This window comes from Propionicimonas sp., assembly GCF_047606205.1.
Lineage (GTDB): Bacteria > Actinomycetota > Actinomycetes > Propionibacteriales > Propionibacteriaceae > Propionicimonas.
Genome location: NZ_JASGES010000013.1, coordinates 13330 through 32970, shown reverse-complemented (window position 1 = coordinate 32970; position 19641 = coordinate 13330). Strand labels below are relative to the sequence as shown.

Genomic DNA, 19641 nt, shown 5'->3' with positions numbered 1-19641 from the left:
GTGCCCCGGCTCCGGTGCGCCAGCCCCGCCCGGCGCCCTCCGGTCGGCTGCCGGCCCGTCGGCGCCGGGCCGAACCACCGCGGCGCCTCTGTAGCACGTCGAGGCCGGGAGGGCCGGACCATCGCGCGGGCGAGACGCCCGGGCGGCCGGCTCCGTGACTCCCTAGGGTTCGTGCATGGCAGACATCCTCCAGATCCGGCGTCCCGCCAGCGGCACAGAGGCGGAACTGGCGATCACCGAAGCCACCATCCGGGCCACGGAGTTGCGCCAGTTCGACATCGGCGGCGAGCCCTTGGCGACCTTCGACCCCGGCTTCATGAACACCGCGGTCTGCCACTCCGCGATCACCTACATCGACGGGGACGCGGGCGTCCTGGAGTACCGGGGCTACCCGATCGCCGAACTCGCCGAGCACTCCACCTACCTGGAGGTCGCCTACCTGCTGCTGAACGGCGAGCTGCCCAACCCCACCCAGCTCGCCGACTGGGAGAGCCAGGTCACCGAGCACCGGACGCTGCCGGACAAGCTCAAGACCGTCCTGGCCGGCTTCCCCTACGACGCGCACCCGATGACGATCCTGATGGCGTCGGTCGCCGCCTTCTACTCGTTCTACCCCGACGCCCGGAACTTCGACGATCCGGCGGCGCGCAGCCTGAACATCACCCGGCTGATCGCGAAGATGCCCACCCTGGCCGCGTTCGCCTACCGCAAGGGCAAGGCCAGGCCGTACGTGAACCCCGACGACAGCTACGGCTACTGCCACAACTTCCTGGCCATGCTGTTCAAGCAGGCCGAGCGCCGCTACGTGGCCGACCCGCGGCTGATCCGGGCGATGGAGGTGCTGTTCATCCTGCACGCCGACCACGAGCAGAACTGCTCGACCAATGCTGTCCGCTCGGTGGCCAGCTCCGGCAACGACCTGTACACGTGCGCGTCGGCCGGCATCGGCGCCCTGCACGGGCCGCTGCACGGCGGCGCCAATGAGGCGGTGCTGAAGATGCTCCGCGAGATCCGGACGGTCGACCGCGTCCCCGAGTTCATCGAGGGCGTGAAGGCGGGCAAGGTGCGGATGATGGGCTTCGGCCACCGCGTCTACAAGAACTACGACCCGCGGGCCAAGATCATCAAGAAGTCCGTCGAGGACGTCTTCGAGGTGACCGGCGTGAACCCGCTGCTCGAGGTCGCCAAGGAGTTGGAGCGGTACGGTCTGGAGGACGAGTACTTCGTCAAGCGGCGGCTGTACCCCAACGTCGACTTCTACTCTGGCCTGATCTACGAGGCCCTCGGTTTCCCGCCCGAGATGTTCACCGTCCTGTTCGCGATCCCCCGCACGTCGGGCTGGGCCGCCCAGTACCAGGAGTTCATCACCGACTCCGAGCAGAAGATCGCCCGGCCCAAGCAGATCTACACCGGTTCCCGGACGCGCAGCTACGTCCCCATGGAGGAGCGCGACTGACCGCGCCCGCCGACGCGCGCGGCCTTGTCAGTGGCGGGGTGGGCGAGTTCGGGGCAATCCGCCAAAGTCGGTTGCAGGGGGTAGACCTGCGTAGTTAGGTAGTCGGTATGAGTTCAAAGTTGAGCGCTGCCTCCATTCAGGTCACCAGTCCCGACGACGTCCGCAACGTGGTCCTGATCGGAAACGCCGGCTCGGGGAAGACCTCGCTGTTCGAGCAGCTGCTCAAGGCCCGCCTGGCCGGTTACCGCGGCGAGAAGGACGACGCCGAACGCGCCGCCCAGCTCTACCTGGCCTCGATCGTCACCGGCGACAAGCTGGTCAACCTGCTCGACGCACCCGGCCACCCCGACTTCGTCGGCGAGCTCCGCGCCGGCATCCGCGCCGCCGACGCCGCCATCTTCGTCATCTCCGCCGCCGACGGCATCGACGGTGCCGCCCGGGCGCTGTGGGAGGAGTGCGAGGCCGCACACCTGCCGAGGATCATCGCGCTGACCAAGCTGGACGCCGGCCACGCCGACTTCGACGGCTCGGTCGCAGAGGCACAGGACAAGTTCGGCGAGGGCGTCCTGCCGACCCACGTGCCCACCATCGGACCGGACGGCATCATCGGGAACATCGGGCTGCTCAGCCTGGAAGAGCACGACTACTCCGCGGGCGAGGTCGTGAACCGCAAGCTCACCGCGGACGACTCCCACGTCGAGACCTGGCGCGGGCCGCTGATCGAGGCGATCATCCAGGAGGCGGAGGACGACTCCCTGATGGACCGCTACCTGGGCGGCGAGGAACTCGACACCGAGTACCTGCTCGACGACCTGCGCACCGCCGTCGCGACCGCGAACCTGTTCCCGGTGGTGCCGGTGGCGTCCAACACGGGGGTGGGCGTGGAGGAGCTGCTCCGGCTGATCGAGCACGGCTTCCCGACCCCGTCGCTGCACCCGAACCCCCCGGTCACCGACCTCGCCGGCGGCGACCTGCCCAACCCGCCGACCGAGGCGTCCGCTCCGCTGGTGGCCCAGGTCATCCGCACCACCACCGACCCGTTCGCAGGCCGGCTGTCGATGGTGCGGATCTTCTCCGGAACGCTGAAGGCCGAGGACCTCGTCCATGTCGCCGGGCACCGCCGCAAGCCCGACAACGCCCACCCCGACCACGACAACGACGAACGGGTCGGCCTGATCCAGGCCGCCGTCGGCACCGAACTGAAGCCGCGTCCCTCCGCCATCGCCGGCGAGATCGTGATGGTGCCCAAGCTCACCACCGCCGAGACCGGCGACACCCTCTCGGCCAGGGAACGGCCCGCGCTGGTGGCGCCGTGGGAACTCCCCGAACCGCTGCTCCCGCTCGCCATCCGGGCGGCCACCCGCAACGACGAGGACAAGCTCGCCGGAGCGCTGCAGCGGCTGGCCGTCGAGGACACCACCGTCCGGCTCGACCGCGGCGGCAACGACCAGCTCGTCCTGTGGACGACCGGCCAGGCCCATGCCGACCTGCTGATCGCCCGGCTCACCGACCGGTACGGGGTGAAGGTCGAGCAGGAGGAGCTCAAGATCCCCCTGCGGGAGACCTTCGTGGCCAAGGCGACGGCGCTGGGACGCCATGTCAAGCAGTCCGGGGGCCACGGCCAGTACGCGGTCTGCAACATCGAGGTCGAGCCGCTGCCGCGCGGCGAGGGCTTCGAGTTCGTCGACAAGGTCGTGGGCGGCGCGGTGCCACGCCAGTTCATCCCCAGTGTCGAGAAGGGCATCCGCAACCAGCTCGAGAAGGGTGTCTTCGCCGGCTATCCGATGGTGGACGTCCGGGTGACGCTGTTCGACGGCAAGTCGCACTCGGTGGACTCCTCCGACATGGCGTTCCAGCTGGCCGGCTCGCTCGCGATCAAGGAGGCGGCGACGCCGAAGACCGTGGCGCTGCTGGAACCGCTCGACCTCGTCACGGTCGTCGTCGGCGAGGACTACCTCGGAGCGGTGATGACCGACCTGACCGGTCGGCGCGGACAGCTCCTCGGCACGGACGCGGAGAACCACAAGGCGATCGTCCGGGCACTGGTGCCGGAGTCCGAGCTCAGCCGCTACGCGATCGACCTGCGCGGCATCGCCCACGGCTCGGGCACCTTCACCCGCGAGTTCCACGGCTACGAGCTGCTTCCCGCAGCCCTGACCGAGAAGTACGCGAAGGCGTGACCCGAGCGGGGTGACCCCGCGGGCCCGCCCCGCTCAGGTGAACAGGCAGAAGGGGTGCCCGGCCGGGTCGAACAGCACCCAGACGTCCTTCTGGGGCTGCGCGGAGGCGAGGATCGCCCCGCACTCCAGGGCCCACTGCCGGGCCGCCTCGAGGTCGTCGACCTGGATGTCGAGGTGCTGGGTCGCGGTCTGGTGTCCCTCGACGGCGGGCCAGGTCGGCGCGGTCCAGCAGCGTTCGTACTCGAAGTTCACGCTGAACCCTCCGGCGTCCAGTTGCGCCCAGCCGGCCTGCTCCGGCTGGCCGGGCGGGGCGGCCTCGCTGAACGCCACCGGTACGCCCAGCAGCCGCGCGTAGAACCCCGCGAGTTCGACCGGCTCTGGGCAGGACACCGTGATCGAGGTCAGGCGCAGGACGGGTGCAGCAGTCATGGTCGGAGCTGTACCCGCCGGCGGGCCGTCGGCAACCCCGAAGGAATGCGACCGGGGCCGCGGGGGTTGGCCCCGGTATGCGCATCGACATCTGGTCCGACATCGCCTGCCCGTGGTGCTACATCGGGCTCACCCGGTTCGGCAGGGCCCTGGCGCGGTTCGAGCACGCGGACGACGTCGAGGTGGAGCTGCACTCCTACCAACTCGACCCGACCCTTCCGGAGTCGTTCGACGGGACGGAGGCCGACTACCTGGCGGCCAGCAAGGGAATCGACGTGGCGGACGTGCACGCGATGACCGCACAGGTCAGCGCCGCGGCCGCGACCGAAGGGCTCACCCTCGACTTCGACTCGCTCGTGGTGACCAACCCCCGCCGCGCCCACCGCCTGCTCCAGTACGCGAAGGGAGTGTCCGGACAGGCGGCCTGGGACCTCGAGCTCGCCCTGCTCACCGCCCACTTCGCCGATGGCCTCAGCATCAGCGACCCCGACACGGTCTCCGCCCTCGCCGACGGGGTGGGCATCGCACCCGACGCGGCCCGCGCCGCGCTCGACTCGGCGGAACTGGACGCGGCCGTCGGCGCGGACGTGCGGGCCGCCGCGCAGCTGGGCATCCGCGGCGTGCCCTTCTTCGTCCTCGACGAGAAGTACGGGGTCTCCGGCGCGCAGCCGCCCGAGCTCTTCGACCGGGCCCTGCAGCAGGTGTGGGACGAGGAGCACTCCGGGTGAGGGTCAGTGGGCCTCGATGAACCCGAAGACCCCGTCGGCCACCATCTGGATCGCGATCGCGCTGAGCAGCAGGCCGGCGATCCGGGAGGCGAGCACCGTCCCCGACTCGCGCAGCACCGCCCGGATCAGGCCCGCGTAGCGCAGGAACAGCCAGACCAGCGTCATCACCGCGACCAGGGCCAGCCCGACCGTGATGTAGCCGGTCACGCCGGGGGCCCGCTGGACGGCCAGCATGGTGGCGACGATCGCCCCCGGTCCGGCCATCAGCGGCGTCCCCAGCGGCACGATCGCGACGTTCACGCCTTCGTGGCTGACCGGGTCGTCGCCCTTGCCCATCAGCAGTTCGAGCGCGATCAGGAGCAGCAGCAGCCCTCCCGAGACCTGCATGGCCGGCACCGACACCTGCAGGTAGTCGAGGATCTGCCGCCCGAACAGCGCGAACAGCGCGATCACGCCGAACGCCACGGCGGACGCCCGGTCACCGGCCCTGCGGCGCTGCTTCTCGCTCAGCGAGTTGGTGAGGCCCAGGAAGACCGGCAGCAGCCCCGGCGGATCGACGATCACCCAGAGGGTCACCGCGGTCGTCAGAAACAGCTCGGAATCGAAGAAGGGCACCACCGATCCAGCCTATGGCCGCGCCGCTCACGCCGCCGAATCGGGCCGCTCGGCCGGCTCCCGGGCGGGCCCGAACTCAGAGGCTGTGCAGCGGACGGGCCCCCGGCGGGAGCGAACGGGAGTCGACGATGTCCTTCCCGAAGGGGAAGCAGGTCACCGGGATCATCTTCAGGTTCGCCACCGCGAGCGGAATGCCGACGATCGTGACGGCCTGCGCGACGGCGGTGGTGACGTGGCCGATCGCCAGCCACAGACCGGCGATCAGGAACCAGACCACGTTGGCCAGCCCCGATCCGACGCCGGCGGACGGCCTGGCGACGACCGCGCGGCCGAACGGCCACAGCGCGTAGCCCGCCATCCGGAAGGACGCGATCCCGAACGGGATGGTCACGATCAGGATGCAGGCCAGGATGCCGAAGAACACGTAGCCCAGCGCCAGCCAGAGGCCGCCGAAGACGAGCCAGATCAGGTTCAGCAGGGTGCGCATGGGATCTCCTTGGTCGACGCGCCCTCCATGAAACCCGATCGCGGGTCGCAGCCGTGCCGGGCGCTGCCCTGATCCGACCCTGAACGCTCCCCCACGCGCGGGCGCCCGAACGCGTCCCCTAGAGTTGCCCGCGTGCCTGCAGCCACCCGGATCCATCGCGACGTGGTGTCCTACGTGCGGCGCAGCGGGCGCATGAACGAATCGCAGCAGCGGGCGTGGGACGCGCACCACGACGCGTGGGTCGTCGACCTGCCCCGTGGCGAACGGCTCACCTCCGTCGCCGGCGATGCCCGCATCGACTGGACGGCCGTCTTCGGACGGGAGGCGCCGCTGAAGGTGGAGATCGGCTCCGGCACGGGGCACGCGCTGACCGCGCTGGCCGAGGCGATGCCGGAGGCGAACCTGATCGCCTTCGAGGTGTTCACCCCCGCGGTCGCTTCCACCCTCGGCCGGCTCGCCCGCCATGGCGTGGGCAACGCCCGGCTCGTGGTCGCCGACGGCGCCCAGGCGCTGGAGACGGTGTTCGGCGAGGGCACGATCAGCGAGTTGTGGACGTTCTTCCCCGATCCGTGGCACAAGGCCCGCCACCACAAGCGCAGGCTGGTCGGACCGGCTTTCGCGCGCCTGGCCGCGTCCCGGCTGGCCCGGGGCGGGGTGTGGCACCTGGCCACCGACGCCGACGACTACGCCGAGGCCATGCGCGAGGTCCTCGACGCGGAGCCCGGCGTGGTGAACTGCCACGACGGCTGGGCGCCCCGCTACGACCTGCGTCCGCTCACCAAGTACGAGCGGCGCGGCCTGGCCGCCGGTCACACCGTCCACGACCTGGCGTACCGGCGCGCATGAGCACCGCCCGCATGACCCGCTACCGGCTCGACATCGCCTACGACGGCTCCGGGTTCCACGGCTGGGCCGCCCAGACCGGCCTGCGCACCGTCCAGGGCGAACTGGAGACCTGGCTGGCCCGCGTCCTGCGGCTCGCCGAGCCGCCGGTCCTGGTCTGCGCGGGACGCACGGACGCGGGCGTGCACGCCCGGGGTCAGGTCGCGCACGTCGACCTCGATCTTCCCGACCCCGACCAGGTGGCCGCGACGCTGACCCGCCGCCTGCGTCGCGCGCTGCCCGAGGACGTGGTGGTGCGGCGCGTCACGGTCGCCCCGGACGGCTTCGACGCCCGGTTCGCCGCCATCTGGCGCCGCTATGCCTACCGGCTCGCCGACGGCCCCCTCGACCCGCTGCAGCGGCACACGACCACCGCGGTCCGGGCAGCGGTCGAGGTGGCAGCGCTGAACGCGGCCGGCGAGACCCTGATCGGCCTGCACGACTTCGCAGCCTTCTGCCGGGCGCGTGAGGGTGCGACCACGATCCGCCAGCTGCAGCAGCTGCGGGCGGCCCGGCTCGACGACGGACGTATCGAGGTCGGCGTCCGTGCGGACGCGTTCTGCCACTCGATGGTGCGCTCGCTGGTCGGTGCGCTGGTCGAGGTGGGCACCGGACGCAGGGACGCCGGGTGGCTGGCCGGCCTGCTCGGCGCCGGGTCGCGCTCCGCCGAGGTCCCGGTGATGCCTGCCCATGGACTCGTGCTGGAGGAAGTCGGCTATCCGCCGGACGACCGGCTCGCCGCCCGTGCCGTCGAGGCCAGGGCCCGGCGCGAGGAGGAGCAGCTGCGATGAACATCCCGCCGAGTCCACCTCCCGCGCCGCGCGTGCCCGGCCGACCCGTCGGGGGTGCTGCGTGAGCCACTACTTCCACACCCCGACCGGCGAGGAGCACCGGCGCCGCGTCGGCGTCCGGTTCTGGGACACCGACTGGGAGTTCACGACCGCGGACGGGGTCTTCTCCGCCGACGGTCTCGACCTCGGGACGTCGGTGCTGCTGCGCGAGTCCACGCCACCGGCGACCGCGTCCCGCCTGCTCGACCTCGGCTGCGGCTACGGCGTGCTGGCCGTGGCCCTCGCCACTGCCTGCCCGGACGCCGTGGTGGACGCGGTCGACACCAACGAGCGCGCCCTCGCCCTGTGCGCGGCCAACGCCGCGTCCCACCGCGTCGCCGACCGGGTGCACCCGTTCCTGCCCGAGCAGGCCGACCCGGCGTCGCGCTACGACGAGATCTGGTCGAACCCGCCGATCCGGATCGGCAAGGCGGCCCTCCACGAGCTGCTGCTCACCTGGCTGCCCCGGCTCGCGCCCGGCGGGGTGGCCCGGCTGGTGGTGGGCAGGAACCTCGGTGCCGACTCGCTGCAGACGTGGCTGGTCGAGGCGGGCTACCGCTGCGAGCGGGTGGCCAGCGCCAAGGGCTTCCGGGTCTTCTCCGTCCGCGCCGAATTGCCCGACTGACCCCTGCCGCTCGGCAGTCCGGCGGCCTAGGCTTTCACCGTCCGTCCCGACGACAACAGAAATGGGCGAGGAATGACCGACGAGAACAACATCAAGGAAGAGGCCGACGGCTTCCTGAGCGGTCTGGTGGATGCGGCCAAGGGCGCCATCGACAACATCAAGGACTTCGCAGAGGACGCGATCGAGGATGTCAAGGAATTCGCCGGCGACGCCTCGGCGAAGGCGAAGGACCTGGCCGACGACTTCCCGGAGAAGGCCAGGAAGCTGGCCGACGACGCCACCGCGGCCGTCAAGGACTTCGCCGACGACTTTCCCGAGAACGCGCAGAAGCTGGCCAGCGACGCGAGCGCGGCGGTGAAGGGCTTCGCCGAGGACCTGCCCGACAACGCCAAGAAGCTCGCCGACGACGCGAGCACCGCAGTGAAGGGCCTCGTCGACGGCGACGAGGAACCGAAGGCCTGATCCTCCTCCGGAACGGCGGGGCCCCAGCAGGGCGCCCCGCCGTTCCGCGTCCCCTGCCCCGCGACACCGGCCGCCTCCGCGCCCCCTCGCGTCCCGACCCCCCGAGAAGCGATGGATCGACCCGCCTCCGGAGCCACCGTGACCAGACCGCCGGACCGATGGGGACGGTTCCCTCCTCGGTCCACCCCCCGATGGACCGAGTCAGGAACCGTCCCCAACTTGGTCCACTCCTCGGTCCCCCCGATGGACCGAGTCAGGAACCGTCCCCAACTTGGTCCACCTGCCGGACCGATGGGGACGGTTCCTTTCCCGTTCGCTGGTCCGTCCCCTTGTCCGTTCGCTGGTCCGTCCCCTTTCCCCTTCGCCGCCCGCGTGGATCCGCCCGCACCGGCCGCCTCATGAACGGTGGGAGGAACCGTCCCCGCGTACCGGCCGCGGGACGGTCCCGGGCTTCTGGACGGGGTGGTTGGTCGCCCGGGGCGCGCGGGCCGGCGGGCACCACCGAATCGTGCTGGTGACGGACGCCGAACTGCACATTTCGGTCACGCCCACGCACGGAGTGCCACACCGGGTTGCCGGTGGGTTAGCCTGTCGGCACCTGAACCTCTGCAGGGGAAGCCGGTGCGAATCCGGGACTGACCCGCAGCCGTGACGGCGGTACCGCTCCGCCCAAGTCGGAATGCCTGCACAAGTTCTGGCTCAACAAGAGACCCGTCGTGGCATACGGGGGTGAGCTGGACGCGCGACGTGGCCCGCATCACACGCCGGAGCCCCGCGCGAAAGGAATCAGATGTACTCACCCATCAAGCGATGGTTGGCCGTCGGGACTGCGACAGCCATCGCTCTCGTCGGCCTCACCGCCTCGACGCCGACGGCCTCGGCAGCCTCGACCGCCGACGGCACCAAGGCGGCCAACTACCTGGTCCGGAACCTCCCCTCGGCGAAGTCGGCCACCAGCGACGCCATCGCCACCGCGCTCGGCTTCGCCACGACCGGCGACTGCACCTACGCCCCGTCCGCGCGCAAGCTCGTGGACGGCCTGGAGGACATCGCCAAGAAGTACACCTCCGGCCAGCCCGGAAAGGCAGCCAGGCTCGCCATCAGCGTGAGTGCGCTGGGCCTCAACCCCAAGAGCTTCGGCGGTGTGAACCTGGTGTCCGCCATCACCAAGAGCCTCCCGGCGGACGGTCGGATCGGCTCGTCGGACTCCGCCTTCACCCAGAGCCTGGCGATCATCGCCCTGAAGCGCGCCGGCGCGACCATCCCGGTGACGCTGCTCACCAAGCTGCTCAGCCTCCAGGACTCCAGCGGTGCCTTCGGCTACGAGTACCCCGCCGGCACCTTCAACGCCGACCCCGACACCACCGCGCTGGCGATTCTCGCCCTGGACACGCTGGGCAACCTCGACCCGCAGCTGGACAAGGCCGTCGACGCCGCCCAGGACAGCATGGAGGCCGACGGCTACTGGTCGAACTACTCCCCCGTGGACTCGACCAGCCTGATGGCCACAGCCCTGCGGGCGACCGGTGCCGACGTCACCTCCTCCGCCGCATGGCTGGCCACCCAGCAGCTGTCGAACGGCGGCTTCCCGGCCGAGCTCGACGGCACGTCGTCGAACACCCTCGCGACCGCAGAGGCCCTGTTCCTCGCCACCGGCAAGACGATGGTGAACGCCTCGCTGAACCTCGGCAAGTGCCCGAAGAACCCGAAGAAGCTCCCGGCGTCGGTCACCTCCTGCACCGGTGTCTGGGTCGTGGTCGACCGCGGCAACGGCCAGGAGACCGCGCGCTGCGCCACCAAGTACTCGACGGGCCTCGAGGCGCTGAAGAGCGCGGGGTTCGCGGTGGAGCTGAAGAGCGGCTTCGTCAACCGCATCCACGGGTTCCCGATGGTGATCGACACGACCTTCTCGAAGTACTGGGGCTACTGGCATGCGTCGCCGAACCCGGACGGGAGCTGGGGCGACTGGGAGTCGTACCTGGTCGGCGCGACGGCGTCCACCCCGAAGAAGGGCGATGTCGAGGGCTGGTACTACGGCCCGTACACCGAGACCGCATCGTTCCTGCAGCCGCCGGCGGGCTACTCCAGCGCCCCCACTCCGACCATCGACAACACCACCCCGAAGGTCGGCGACACGCTCACGGTGAGCGCAGGCAGCTGGACCCCGACGCCGGACAAGGTCGCCATCCGCTGGTACCGCTCGGGCAAGGCGATCTCGAAGGCGACCAGCACGACCTACAAGGTCACCAAGTCCGACAACAAGAAGGTGATCACGGTCAAGGTGACCGCCAGCGGTGACGGCCTGCAGACGGTGTCGAAGACCTCCGCGGCCACCGCGAAGGTCACCAAGTGAGGAAGTTCCTCGTTGCGGCTGCGCTGACGGCGACCCTCGCCGTCGGCGCAGCCGCAGCCACCCCCACGGTCGCGGCCCCGATGCCCCAGGCGTCCACCTGCACCGGCGTCTGGGTGGTCGTCGACTACGGTTCGCTGGGCGGCACCAGCACGAAGTGCGCCACCAGCTACGGCACCGGGCTGGCCGCGCTGAAGAGCGCAGGCTTCGGCGTGACCATCGACGACGGCTTCGTCTACAAGATCAACGGAAAGCCGAGCAAGCCCGACATCAACCAGGCCTACTGGTCGTACTGGCATGCCACGAAGAAGTCCGACGGCAGCTACTCCGACTGGAGCTACTCCAATCTCGGCGCGAGCAGCTATCACCCCACCAGCGGCAACGCCGAGGGCTGGCGCTACCAGCCGCTCTCGGACGGCAAGGTGCCTCCGGCGATCGCGCCGCCCGCCACCGACACCAGCACGCCCACCCCGACCCCCAGCCCGACGAAGACGAAGACCAGCAAGCCCACCGCATCGGCGACCGCGACCAGGAAGCCGACGGCCACGGCGACAGCCACCAGAACCGCCACGACGTCGGCCAGCGCGTCTCCCACCGTGTCGGCCACCACCGGGTCGGCCACGCCCCGCGCGTCCGACCCGGCCAGCGCGACCCCGGACGCCACGACGGTCGGCACCGCAACCAGTGGCGCGGCGGCCAGCGAGGTGGCACAGCAGGAGACGAGCGCCACCCCGCCCGCCGGGGAGGACACCGGCAGCCCGGTCGGCGCGATCGTCGCGGGCGGCGCTGTCGTGGTCGCCGCGGCAGGACTCGGCGGCTGGTGGCTGATCAGGAGGAGGCAGCCCTGACCTCGCTGCACCCGTGGGCGTGGTGGTGCTGGGCGATCGGCATCGGGATCGCGGTGAGTGGCACCACCAACCCGCTGTTTCTCGCGCTGATCGCCACCGCCATGGTCGCGGTGGTCATGCTGCGCCGTAGCGAAGCGCCCTGGGCGCGGTCGGTCCGGGCCTACCTCCTGCTCAGCCTCTTCGTGGTCGGCATGCGGCTGTTCTTCCAGATGCTGCTGGGCGGCGGACGGGGCGAGACCGTCCTGTTCACGCTCCCCTCCATCCCGCTGCCCGACTGGGCGGCCGGCATCCAGCTCGGGGGGACGGTGACCTCCGAGGCGCTGGCCGGCTCGTTCTACGACGCTCTGCGGCTGGCGGTGATGCTGCTCTGCATCGGTGCCGCCAACGCCTTGGCCAACCCGCGGCAGGCCCTGCGCTCGGTGCCCGCGGCGCTGTACGAGGCGTCGGTGGCCGTCGTGATCGCCCTCAGCGTCGCCCCGCAGCTCATCGAGAGCGTGCAGCGGGTGCGCAGGGCGCGGCGCCTGCGCGGCGACTCCTCGGTCTCGCTGAAGGCGCTCGGCACGATCGCGATGCCGGTCCTGGCGGACGCCGTCGAGCGCTCCATGTCGCTGGCCGCGGGCATGGAGTCACGCGGCTTCGCCCGCACCCGCGGCCTGCCCACCCGCGGCACCCTGCCGGTGATGCTGGTCTCCTCGATGGCCGCGACAGCCGGGGTGTTCCTCCTGCTCAGTACCGGCTTCTGGGTGGTCGGCCTCTGGTTCCTCGCCGTCGGCGCCGTCGGCTGCACCGTGGCCCTCCGCGCCGCCGGACGCCGGCTCCGGGTGACCGCCTACCGCCCGCACCCGTGGCGGACCCGGGAGACCCTCGTCTCGGCAACCGGGATCCTCGCCGCCGCCGTCGTCCTCGGCCTGGGCTGGGTCGACCCCGACACCCTCACTCCGGCGCTCGCCACCGTTCTCGACCCGGCAGCTCTCACCCCGAGCACCTGGCCGCTGGTGTGGCCGCAGCTCACCGCCCCGATGCTGGCGGTCGTGGCCCTGGTCCTCGCCCCGGTCCCGCTCACCCGGGCCCGCCGGCACCCGGAGACGGCGTCGACCCGCAACGACACGAGGGTGCGGTCGCTGCGTCCCCGAGCGGTCGAACCCGAACCGGAGCCGACGTGGCTGTGATCACCTTCGACGACGTGTCGTTCCGCTACCCGGACGCCGCCCGCCCCGCCCTCGACCGGGTCTCGTTCACCCTCCCCGAGGGGGACCTCTGCCTGGTGATCGGTTCGACCGGCTCCGGGAAGTCCACGCTGCTGGGGGCGATCAACGGACTCGTCCCGCACTTCACCGGAGGGGTGATGGGCGGCCGCGTGCTGACCGACGGCAGGGACACCGCCCGGCACCGCCCCAGAGACCTCGCCGATGTCGTCGGCCACGTCGGGCAGGATCCCCTGCGCGGCTTCGTGACCGACACCGTGTCCGACGAGATCGCCTACGGCATGGAACAGCTCGGCATCGACCCGGTCGCGATGCGCAAGCGCGTGGAGGAGACCCTCGACCTGATGGGCATCGCCGACCTTCGCGGCCGCCCGCTCGTCGAGCTGTCCGGCGGCCAGCAGCAGCGGGTGGCGATCGCCGCCGTCCTGGCCGCGCAGCCGCGCGTCCTGGTCCTGGACGAGCCCACCTCCGCCCTCGACCCCACCGCGGCACAGGACGTCCTGGCCGCGATCTCGACCCTCGTCCACGACGTCGGGCTGACCGTCGTGCTCGCCGAGCACCGGCTCGAACGGGTCATGCAGGCGGCCGACTCGGTCATCTGGCTGCCCGGGGACGGGTCGCTCGTGCACGGGCCGCCCGGCGACGTGCTGGCCCGGGCCACCATCGCTCCCCCGCTCGCGCAACTCGCCCGGATCCTCGGCTGGCCGGGGGTGCCGCTCAGCGTCAGGGACGCGCGGCGACGCGTGCTGGCCGAGGACATCGTCCCCTACGCCCCCGAACCGGCCGGGGCGCCGGCGGGGCCCGTCGCCCTGTCGGCCCGGGGCGTGGAGGTGCGTTACGGGGCGCTGACCGCGGTGGCCGGCGTCGACCTCGAGCTGTTCGGCGGCCAGGTCACCGCCCTGCTCGGACGCAACGGCGCCGGCAAGTCCTCCCTGCTCTGGGCGCTGCAGGGCGCGTTGAGCTGCGCGGGCGAGATCTCCGTGGGCGAGCGCGACCCGCGACGGCTGCCCGCCGCCCAGGCGCGCCGGCTCGTGACGCTCGTGCCGCAGACGGCCGCGGACCTGCTCTACCTGCCCACCGTCGCCGCGGAATGCGCGCAGGCGGACGCGGAGAGCGGCGCCGCCGACGGCACGACGGCCGCCCTGCTCGCCCGGCTGGGGGTCGAGGTGCCCGGGGACCGGGACCCGCGCGATCTCTCCGAGGGCCAGCGGCTCGCGCTCGTGCTGGCCATCCAGCTGGCCGCCCAGCCGCCCGTCCTGCTGCTCGACGAGCCCACCAGAGGGCTCGACTACAGCGCCAAGGCCGAACTCCGCGGCATCGTCGCGCACCTCGCAGCGACCGGCGTGGCGGTTCTGATCAGCACCCACGACGTCGAGTTCGCCGCGGCCGCGAGCACCCGCACCCTGTTGATGGCCGACGGCGAGTTGATCGCCGACGGCACCACCGCCGCCCTGCTCACCTCCTCCCCTGCCTACGCGCCGCAGCTGGCGAAGGTGTTCGCGCCGGTTCCCGTGCTCACGCCCGAGGACGTCGAGCGGGGACTGCCATGAACACCCTGGGCGCACGCGGGTCGGCGGCCGTCGTGGTCGCGGTCGTCGTCGGGGCCGTGGCGTTCAGCTGGCCGCTGTTCCTGCGTCCGGAGTCGGGGATGTCCGCGACCCAGGCGCCGATCCTGTTCGCCGTCGTCCTGCCGATGGTCCTCGCGATCGTGCTGTCCGAGGTCGCCGGCGGCCGCATGGACGCCAAGGCGCTCGCGATGCTCGGCGTCCTCGCCGCGGTCGGCACGGTGCTGCGCCCGCTCAGCGCGGGCACGGCCGGCTTCGAATTGGTCTTCTTCCTGCTGATCCTGGCCGGGCGGGTCTTCGGTCCCGGGTTCGGCTTCGCGCTGGGGGCGATCACGCTGTTCACCTCGGCCCTGATCACGTCCGGGGTGGGCCCGTGGCTGCCCTACCAGATGCTCGCCGCCGGCTTCGTCGGGCTCTTCGCCGGGCTGCTGCCGCCGGCCCGGGGCAGGACGGAGATCGCGCTCCTCGCCGGGTACGGCATGGTGTCGGCGTTCGCCTACGGCTGGGTGATGGACTTCTCGTTCTGGCCCTTCGGCATCGGCAACGACACCCAGATCTCCTTCGACGCGCACCTCGGGCCGCTGGAGAACCTGCACCGGTTCGTGCTGTACAACATCGCCACCTCGATGGGCTGGAACCTGGGCCGCGCCCTGACCAATGCCGTGATGATCGCCCTGGTCGGCACGCCGCTCCTGCGCCTGTTCCGCCGCACCGCCCGCCGTGCCCTCTTCGTCGACGCCGAACGGGTGCCCGCGTCCACCCTCCGCTGACATCGCACAGCCGGCTCTTCGTGCAGGCACTGGCGGAATAGGGGCTGGAAGCGGCAAGTTGGGGGTAGGTGAATGCCAGACTCAGCGAACGAAGGGAACCCTGATGGCTTACACGCTGCCCGATCTCGACTACGACTACGGCGCTCTCGCGCCCTCGATCGCCCCCGAGATCATGGAGCTCCATCACAGCAAGCACCACGCCGCGTACGTCGCGGGCGCGAACACCGCCCTGGAGAAACTGGCGGAGGCGCGCGAGAAGGGCGACTTCGCCGGAATCCCCAAGCTCGAGAAGGACCTCGCCTTCCACCTCGGCGGCCACATCAACCATTCGGTGTTCTGGAAGAACATGTCCCCCGACGGCGGGGGTGAGCCGGACGGCGAGGTCGCCTCAGCGATCGAGGAGTTCTTCGGCTCCTTCGAGGGCTTCAAGGGCCAGTTCGAGGCCGCGGCCAACTCCCTGCAGGGCTCCGGATGGGCGCTGCTGGTGTGGGATCCGCTGGGCAGCCGACTGAACATCAACCAGCTCTACGACCAGCAGAACAGCGTCCCGGTGGGCCAGCTGCCGATCCTCCAGCTCGACATGTGGGAGCACGCGTTCTACCTGCAGTACAAGAACGTGAAGGCCGACTACGTGAAGGCCTGGTGGAACGTGGTCAACTGGGCCGACGTGGCCGGCCGACTGGCCAAGGCGAAGGCGGCCGACGTCCTCTGACGTCCCCGTCCGGGGGACAACTCCCCTAGCCGGAACGCAGTCCCTCGAGGATCTTCCTGAGAGAACTTGACCTATCTCTCAGGATCGTGCAGGCTTTTCTCAGAAATATGCCAGCCGATCCTCGGGGGACTGTGTCGTGAACAAGGCGATCACCGCCACTGCGCTGTCAGCAGCACTGCTGGCGGGTGGCGTGAGCACCGCCGCGAGCCTGTACAAGGACGTCCAGCTCAGCGTGGACGGCCAGGTGCTCGAGGCCGACGGGTTCGCCCTCACCGTGGCTGACGTGCTCGCGGCGAAGGGGATCACGCTCACCGCGTCCGACGAGGTCTCCCCCTCGGTCGATGCCGCCGTGGCCAGTGGCCAGACCGTGACGGTGCGATACGGCAAGCAGCTCACGCTCAACGTCGACGGCACGCCGCGGAGCTTCCTGACCCACGCCGCCACGCTCGACGAGGCACTGGCCACCGATGCCGTCACGTCGCAGGCCACCCAACTGGCCGCCACCAGCCCACGGGTCAGCCTCCTCGGCGCTCGCACATCGATCCCGCTGGACGCCACCCTGCCCCGCAGCGGCGCCACGGTCGACGTCGTCACCCCCAAGCACGTCGAGCTGGTGGTGGGCGGCCACAGCACCGATCTGGTCACCACCGCGGCCACCGTCGCCGGCCTGCTCAACGAGCAGGACCTCACGGTCGGGCCCAGCGACCGGCTGGACCCGCTCACCACGACCGCGGTGACCGACGACCAGAAGATCACCCTCGACCGGGTGGTGGTCTCGAAGAAGACCAGGACGGAAACCGTCCCGTTCGAGGTCGTCAGCAAGAACAACGCCAGCCTGTGGAAGGGCGAGTCCCGGATCACGACGGCGGGCAAGGATGGCAAGGCCCGGCGCACGTACGAGATCACCGTGGTGAACGGCAAGGTGAGCAAGAAGGTCGTCGTGGCCCAGACAGTGATCACCAAGGCCACCGACCAGGTGCTCGAGGTCGGCACCAAGACCTCGGCCAACGGGGTGGGCATCAACCTCGCCCGGGCGGCGATGTGGGACCGGATCGCGCGGTGCGAGTCCGGCGGCAATTGGCACATCAACACCGGCAACGGCTACTACGGCGGTCTGCAGTTCAACATGGCCGCCTGGAACTCCAACGGTGGTCGCGACTTCGCCGCCCGCGCAGACCTGGCCAGCAGGGCCCAGCAGATCACCGTGGCCAACCGCTACTACGCCAAGGCCGGCACCAGCCCCTGGACCTGCGCCTGATCCCCCCTCTTTCAGGCGCAGCCGACCCTCCCCTTCGGGTCGGGCCGCGGCGGCCCCGAGAACCTCCTCCCCCCTGGTTCCCGGGGCCGTTGGGCGTCCGGGGCACGGCGGCCCCGCCGCCGGCCGGCAGGGGGCCGTACGCGGGCCGTGGGCATCGCCCCGCCGGACGGTGACACAGGCGCGCCGCTGCGCTCCACGGGGAGCCATCACGATCCCGCCGCCGCACGAGGACCCCCGTCCCCTGCTCGCCCCGCGCTCTCGACCAGACCGGACGGCTGGTCGGCGCGACCGACCCCGGCACCGCCCGTGACCCGGTCGTCCTGCCGCCCGGGCAACCCTGGGGACGCAGAACCGCCCGCCTCCGACGGGAGACGGGCGGTTCGCAGACGGTCGTCTCAGGCCTTGTCGTCGTCCTTGCCGTCGAGGACGTTGACGAAGCCCGCGGCCTCGGCGGCCTCGGTCGAGTTGAACCACACCTCGGCGATGGTCTGGTCGTACCACTGCGACTCCGGGGTGTGGAACTTCATCGAGTCCTTGTTGCCCTTGATGTCGTAGCCCGCGGGCGGCTCCTCGCCCACGTAGGAGCCCTCGCCGAACTCGGGGGCCTCCTCCGCCGCGGCGACGCCCTTGGCCTCGACCTCGACGTCGGCGATCTCGCCGGCAGGGGCCTCGACGACCTCTTCGACCTTCTCGGTCTTCGAGGTCTTCTTCGCCGGCGCCTTCTTCTCGGCAGCCTTGGCTACCGGCTCGGCCTTCTTGGCCGTGCCCTTCGCCTTGGCCTTGCGGGACTCCTCGACGCTCTCGGTCACGATCTCGATGACGGCCATGGGGGCGTTGTCGCCCTTGCGCGGCCCGATCTTGGTGATCCGGGTGTAGCCGCCCTCACGCTCGGCGAGCTTCGGGGCGATCTCGGTGAACAGGATGTGCACCACGCCCTTGTCGGTGACGGTCTGCAGAACCTGGCGACGGTTGTGCAGGTCGCCGCGCTTGGCCTTGCTGATCAGGCGGTCGGCCAGCGGCTGGACGCGCTTGGCCTTGGCCTCGGTCGTGGTGATCTTGCCATGCTGGAACAGCTGGGTGGCCAGGTTGGCCAGGATGATCCTCTGGTGTGCCGGGCTACCCCCGAAGCGGGGCCCCTTGGTCGGCTTGGGCATTGTTCGCTATCTCCTGAATGGCTGTGGATCAGTACGAGTCGTCGTAGTCGACGTCCGTGTCGTAGGTGGACAGGGCGCTCAGCGGGTCGAAGCCCGGGGAGCTGTCCTTGAGCGAGAGCCCCATCTCGTGCAGGCGGAGCTTGACCTCCTCGATCGACTTGGAGCCGAAGTTGCGGATGTCCAGCAGGTCCTGCTCGGAGCGGGAGACGAGCTCGCTCACGGTGTGGATGCCCTCGCGCTTGAGGCAGTTGTAGCTGCGCATGGTGAGCTTCAGCTCCTCGACCGGCAGGGCCAGGTCGGCGGCGAGCTGCTCGTCCACCGGGGACGGGCCGATCTCGATACCCTCGGCGTCCACGTTCAGCTCACGGGCCAGACCGAACAGCTCGACCAGCGTCTTGCCCGCGGACGCCATCGCGTCCCGCGGCTTGATCGACTGCTTGGTCTCGACGTCGACGATCAGCTTGTCGAAGTCGGTGCGCTGCTCGACGCGGGTCGCCTCCACCTTGTAGGTGACCTTGAGCACCGGGGAGTAGATCGAGTCGACAGGGATGCGTCCGATCTCTGCGTCGGGGTTCTTGTTCTGGACCGCCGACACGTAGCCGCGGCCACGCTCGACGACCAGCTCCATCTCGATCTTGCCGGTCTCGTTCAGGGTCGCGATGTGCAGGTCGGGGTTGTGCACCTCGACGCCCGCGGGCGGAGCGATGTCGGCCGCGGTGACCGCACCCGCACCCGACTTGCGCAGGTACATCACCACCGGCTCGTCCTCCTCCGAGGACAGCACCAGCGACTTCAGGTTCAGGATGATCTCGGTGACGTCCTCGACGACACCGGGAAGGGTGGAGAACTCGTGCTGGTTCCCCTCGATCTTGATGCTGGTGACCGCCGCGCCCGGGATGGACGACAGCAGGGTACGACGCAGCGAGTTGCCGAGGGTGTAGCCGAAGCCCGGCTCGAGCGGCTCGATGACGAACCGGGAGCGGAACTCGTCGACGACCTCTTCGGTAAGGATCGGACGCTGTGCGATGAGCATTCTTGTGTTTCTTCCTCTCCACCGCCCGCTATTTGACGGTGATCAGATGCCC

The 19641-nt window shown here is 70.7% G+C and carries 19 protein-coding genes and 1 riboswitch; of the genes, 14 read left to right on the top strand and 5 right to left on the bottom strand.

All coding sequences use genetic code 11. The annotated features are described in order from the left end of the window. Positions 1 to 175: 175 nt before the first annotated feature. The gene (locus QM633_RS00940; protein ID WP_415151838.1) at positions 176 to 1456 is read left to right on the top strand and encodes a citrate synthase; all 1281 of its coding nucleotides are present in this window, start codon (positions 176 to 178) and stop codon (positions 1454 to 1456) included. 107 nt (positions 1457 to 1563) lie between these two features. After that, entirely contained in the window at positions 1564 to 3636 is a 2073-nt protein-coding gene (locus QM633_RS00935; RefSeq protein WP_415151837.1) for an elongation factor G-like protein EF-G2, read from the top strand. A 33-nt stretch (positions 3637 to 3669) separates the two neighbouring features. On the opposite strand, the gene QM633_RS00930 is transcribed toward QM633_RS00935, so the two are convergent. After that, positions 3670 to 4065 (bottom strand): VOC family protein, encoded by a 396-nt coding sequence (locus QM633_RS00930; RefSeq protein WP_415151836.1) that lies wholly within the window; start codon positions 4063 to 4065, stop codon positions 3670 to 3672. Positions 4066 to 4142: 77 nt separating this feature from the next. Here QM633_RS00930 and QM633_RS00925 point away from each other — a divergent pair, with 77 nt between their 5' ends. Next, positions 4143 to 4793, top strand: a complete 651-nt coding sequence (locus QM633_RS00925) for a DsbA family oxidoreductase (protein ID WP_415151835.1) — start codon at positions 4143 to 4145, stop codon at positions 4791 to 4793. A 3-nt stretch (positions 4794 to 4796) separates the two neighbouring features. Here QM633_RS00925 and QM633_RS00920 read toward each other — a convergent pair whose 3' ends face one another. Continuing rightward, entirely contained in the window at positions 4797 to 5411 is a 615-nt protein-coding gene (locus QM633_RS00920) for a MarC family protein (RefSeq protein ID WP_415151834.1), read from the bottom strand. Between the two features lie 73 nt (positions 5412 to 5484). Beyond that, positions 5485 to 5895: a YccF domain-containing protein gene (locus tag QM633_RS00915; protein ID WP_415151833.1), complete on the bottom strand. Its 411-nt coding sequence runs from the start codon at positions 5893 to 5895 to the stop codon at positions 5485 to 5487. Positions 5896 to 6027: 132 nt separating this feature from the next. Between QM633_RS00915 and trmB the strand changes: the two genes are divergently transcribed. The 11 genes from trmB to QM633_RS00860 all read left to right on the top strand — a co-directional run bounded on the left by trmB (position 6028) and on the right by QM633_RS00860 (position 17402). Then, entirely contained in the window at positions 6028 to 6741 is a 714-nt protein-coding gene (gene trmB / locus QM633_RS00910) for a tRNA (guanosine(46)-N7)-methyltransferase TrmB (protein ID WP_415151832.1), read from the top strand. Positions 6742 to 6752: 11 nt separating this feature from the next. Then, positions 6753 to 7568 (top strand): tRNA pseudouridine(38-40) synthase TruA, encoded by an 816-nt coding sequence (gene truA / locus QM633_RS00905; protein ID WP_415151841.1) that lies wholly within the window; start codon positions 6753 to 6755, stop codon positions 7566 to 7568. Between the two features lie 61 nt (positions 7569 to 7629). After that, positions 7630 to 8232, top strand: coding sequence for a class I SAM-dependent methyltransferase (locus QM633_RS00900; protein WP_415151831.1), 603 nt, complete (start codon positions 7630 to 7632; stop codon positions 8230 to 8232). 72 nt (positions 8233 to 8304) lie between these two features. Beyond that, the gene (locus QM633_RS00895) at positions 8305 to 8694 is read left to right on the top strand and encodes a hypothetical protein (RefSeq protein ID WP_415151830.1); all 390 of its coding nucleotides are present in this window, start codon (positions 8305 to 8307) and stop codon (positions 8692 to 8694) included. Positions 8695 to 9306: 612 nt separating this feature from the next. After that, a riboswitch (cobalamin riboswitch) is annotated at positions 9307 to 9378 on the top strand. 106 nt (positions 9379 to 9484) lie between these two features. Further along, positions 9485 to 11047 carry a hypothetical protein gene (locus tag QM633_RS00890; protein ID WP_415151829.1) on the top strand — a complete coding sequence of 521 codons (1563 nt, stop codon included), beginning with the start codon at positions 9485 to 9487 and terminating at the stop codon, positions 11045 to 11047. Continuing rightward, positions 11044 to 11892 carry a hypothetical protein gene (locus tag QM633_RS00885; protein ID WP_415151828.1) on the top strand — a complete coding sequence of 283 codons (849 nt, stop codon included), beginning with the start codon at positions 11044 to 11046 and terminating at the stop codon, positions 11890 to 11892. Before QM633_RS00890 ends, QM633_RS00885 begins: the two co-directional genes overlap by 4 nt. After that, a complete protein-coding gene (locus QM633_RS00880; protein ID WP_415151827.1) occupies positions 11865 to 13061 on the top strand; it encodes a CbiQ family ECF transporter T component in 1197 nt (398 codons plus the stop codon). Before QM633_RS00885 ends, QM633_RS00880 begins: the two co-directional genes overlap by 28 nt. Beyond that, on the top strand, positions 13052 to 14647 hold the full coding sequence (locus QM633_RS00875) for an ABC transporter ATP-binding protein (protein ID WP_415151826.1): 1596 nt from the start codon (positions 13052 to 13054) through the stop codon (positions 14645 to 14647). The genes QM633_RS00880 and QM633_RS00875 overlap by 10 nt, the downstream gene beginning before the upstream one ends. Beyond that, complete coding sequence (locus QM633_RS00870) at positions 14644 to 15432, top strand: ECF transporter S component (protein ID WP_415151825.1); 789 nt, start codon at positions 14644 to 14646, stop codon at positions 15430 to 15432. Before QM633_RS00875 ends, QM633_RS00870 begins: the two co-directional genes overlap by 4 nt. Before the next feature lie 100 nt (positions 15433 to 15532). Then, positions 15533 to 16144, top strand: a complete 612-nt coding sequence (locus tag QM633_RS00865) for a superoxide dismutase (RefSeq protein ID WP_415151840.1) — start codon at positions 15533 to 15535, stop codon at positions 16142 to 16144. Positions 16145 to 16280: 136 nt separating this feature from the next. Beyond that, the gene (locus tag QM633_RS00860; protein WP_415151824.1) at positions 16281 to 17402 is read left to right on the top strand and encodes a transglycosylase family protein; all 1122 of its coding nucleotides are present in this window, start codon (positions 16281 to 16283) and stop codon (positions 17400 to 17402) included. Positions 17403 to 17797: 395 nt separating this feature from the next. On the opposite strand, the gene rplQ is transcribed toward QM633_RS00860, so the two are convergent. After that, a complete protein-coding gene (gene rplQ, locus QM633_RS00855) occupies positions 17798 to 18556 on the bottom strand; it encodes a 50S ribosomal protein L17 (protein WP_415151823.1) in 759 nt (252 codons plus the stop codon). A gap of 28 nt (positions 18557 to 18584) precedes the next feature. Then, complete coding sequence (locus tag QM633_RS00850) at positions 18585 to 19589, bottom strand: DNA-directed RNA polymerase subunit alpha (protein WP_415151822.1); 1005 nt, start codon at positions 19587 to 19589, stop codon at positions 18585 to 18587. Positions 19590 to 19641: the final 52 nt, after the last annotated feature.

Coding starts and splice junctions, on each gene's coding strand:
- QM633_RS00940 (WP_415151838.1), top strand. CDS start 176: ATGGCAGACATCCTCCAGATCCGGCGTCCCGCCAGCGGCACAGAGGCG.
- QM633_RS00935 (WP_415151837.1), top strand. CDS start 1,564: ATGAGTTCAAAGTTGAGCGCTGCCTCCATTCAGGTCACCAGTCCCGAC.
- QM633_RS00930 (WP_415151836.1), bottom strand. CDS start 4,065: ATGACTGCTGCACCCGTCCTGCGCCTGACCTCGATCACGGTGTCCTGC.
- QM633_RS00925 (WP_415151835.1), top strand. CDS start 4,143: ATGCGCATCGACATCTGGTCCGACATCGCCTGCCCGTGGTGCTACATC.
- QM633_RS00915 (WP_415151833.1), bottom strand. CDS start 5,895: ATGCGCACCCTGCTGAACCTGATCTGGCTCGTCTTCGGCGGCCTCTGG.
- truA (WP_415151841.1), top strand. CDS start 6,753: ATGACCCGCTACCGGCTCGACATCGCCTACGACGGCTCCGGGTTCCAC.
- QM633_RS00895 (WP_415151830.1), top strand. CDS start 8,305: ATGACCGACGAGAACAACATCAAGGAAGAGGCCGACGGCTTCCTGAGC.
- QM633_RS00890 (WP_415151829.1), top strand. CDS start 9,485: ATGTACTCACCCATCAAGCGATGGTTGGCCGTCGGGACTGCGACAGCC.
- QM633_RS00870 (WP_415151825.1), top strand. CDS start 14,644: ATGAACACCCTGGGCGCACGCGGGTCGGCGGCCGTCGTGGTCGCGGTC.
- rplQ (WP_415151823.1), bottom strand. CDS start 18,556: ATGCCCAAGCCGACCAAGGGGCCCCGCTTCGGGGGTAGCCCGGCACAC.
- QM633_RS00850 (WP_415151822.1), bottom strand. CDS start 19,589: ATGCTCATCGCACAGCGTCCGATCCTTACCGAAGAGGTCGTCGACGAG.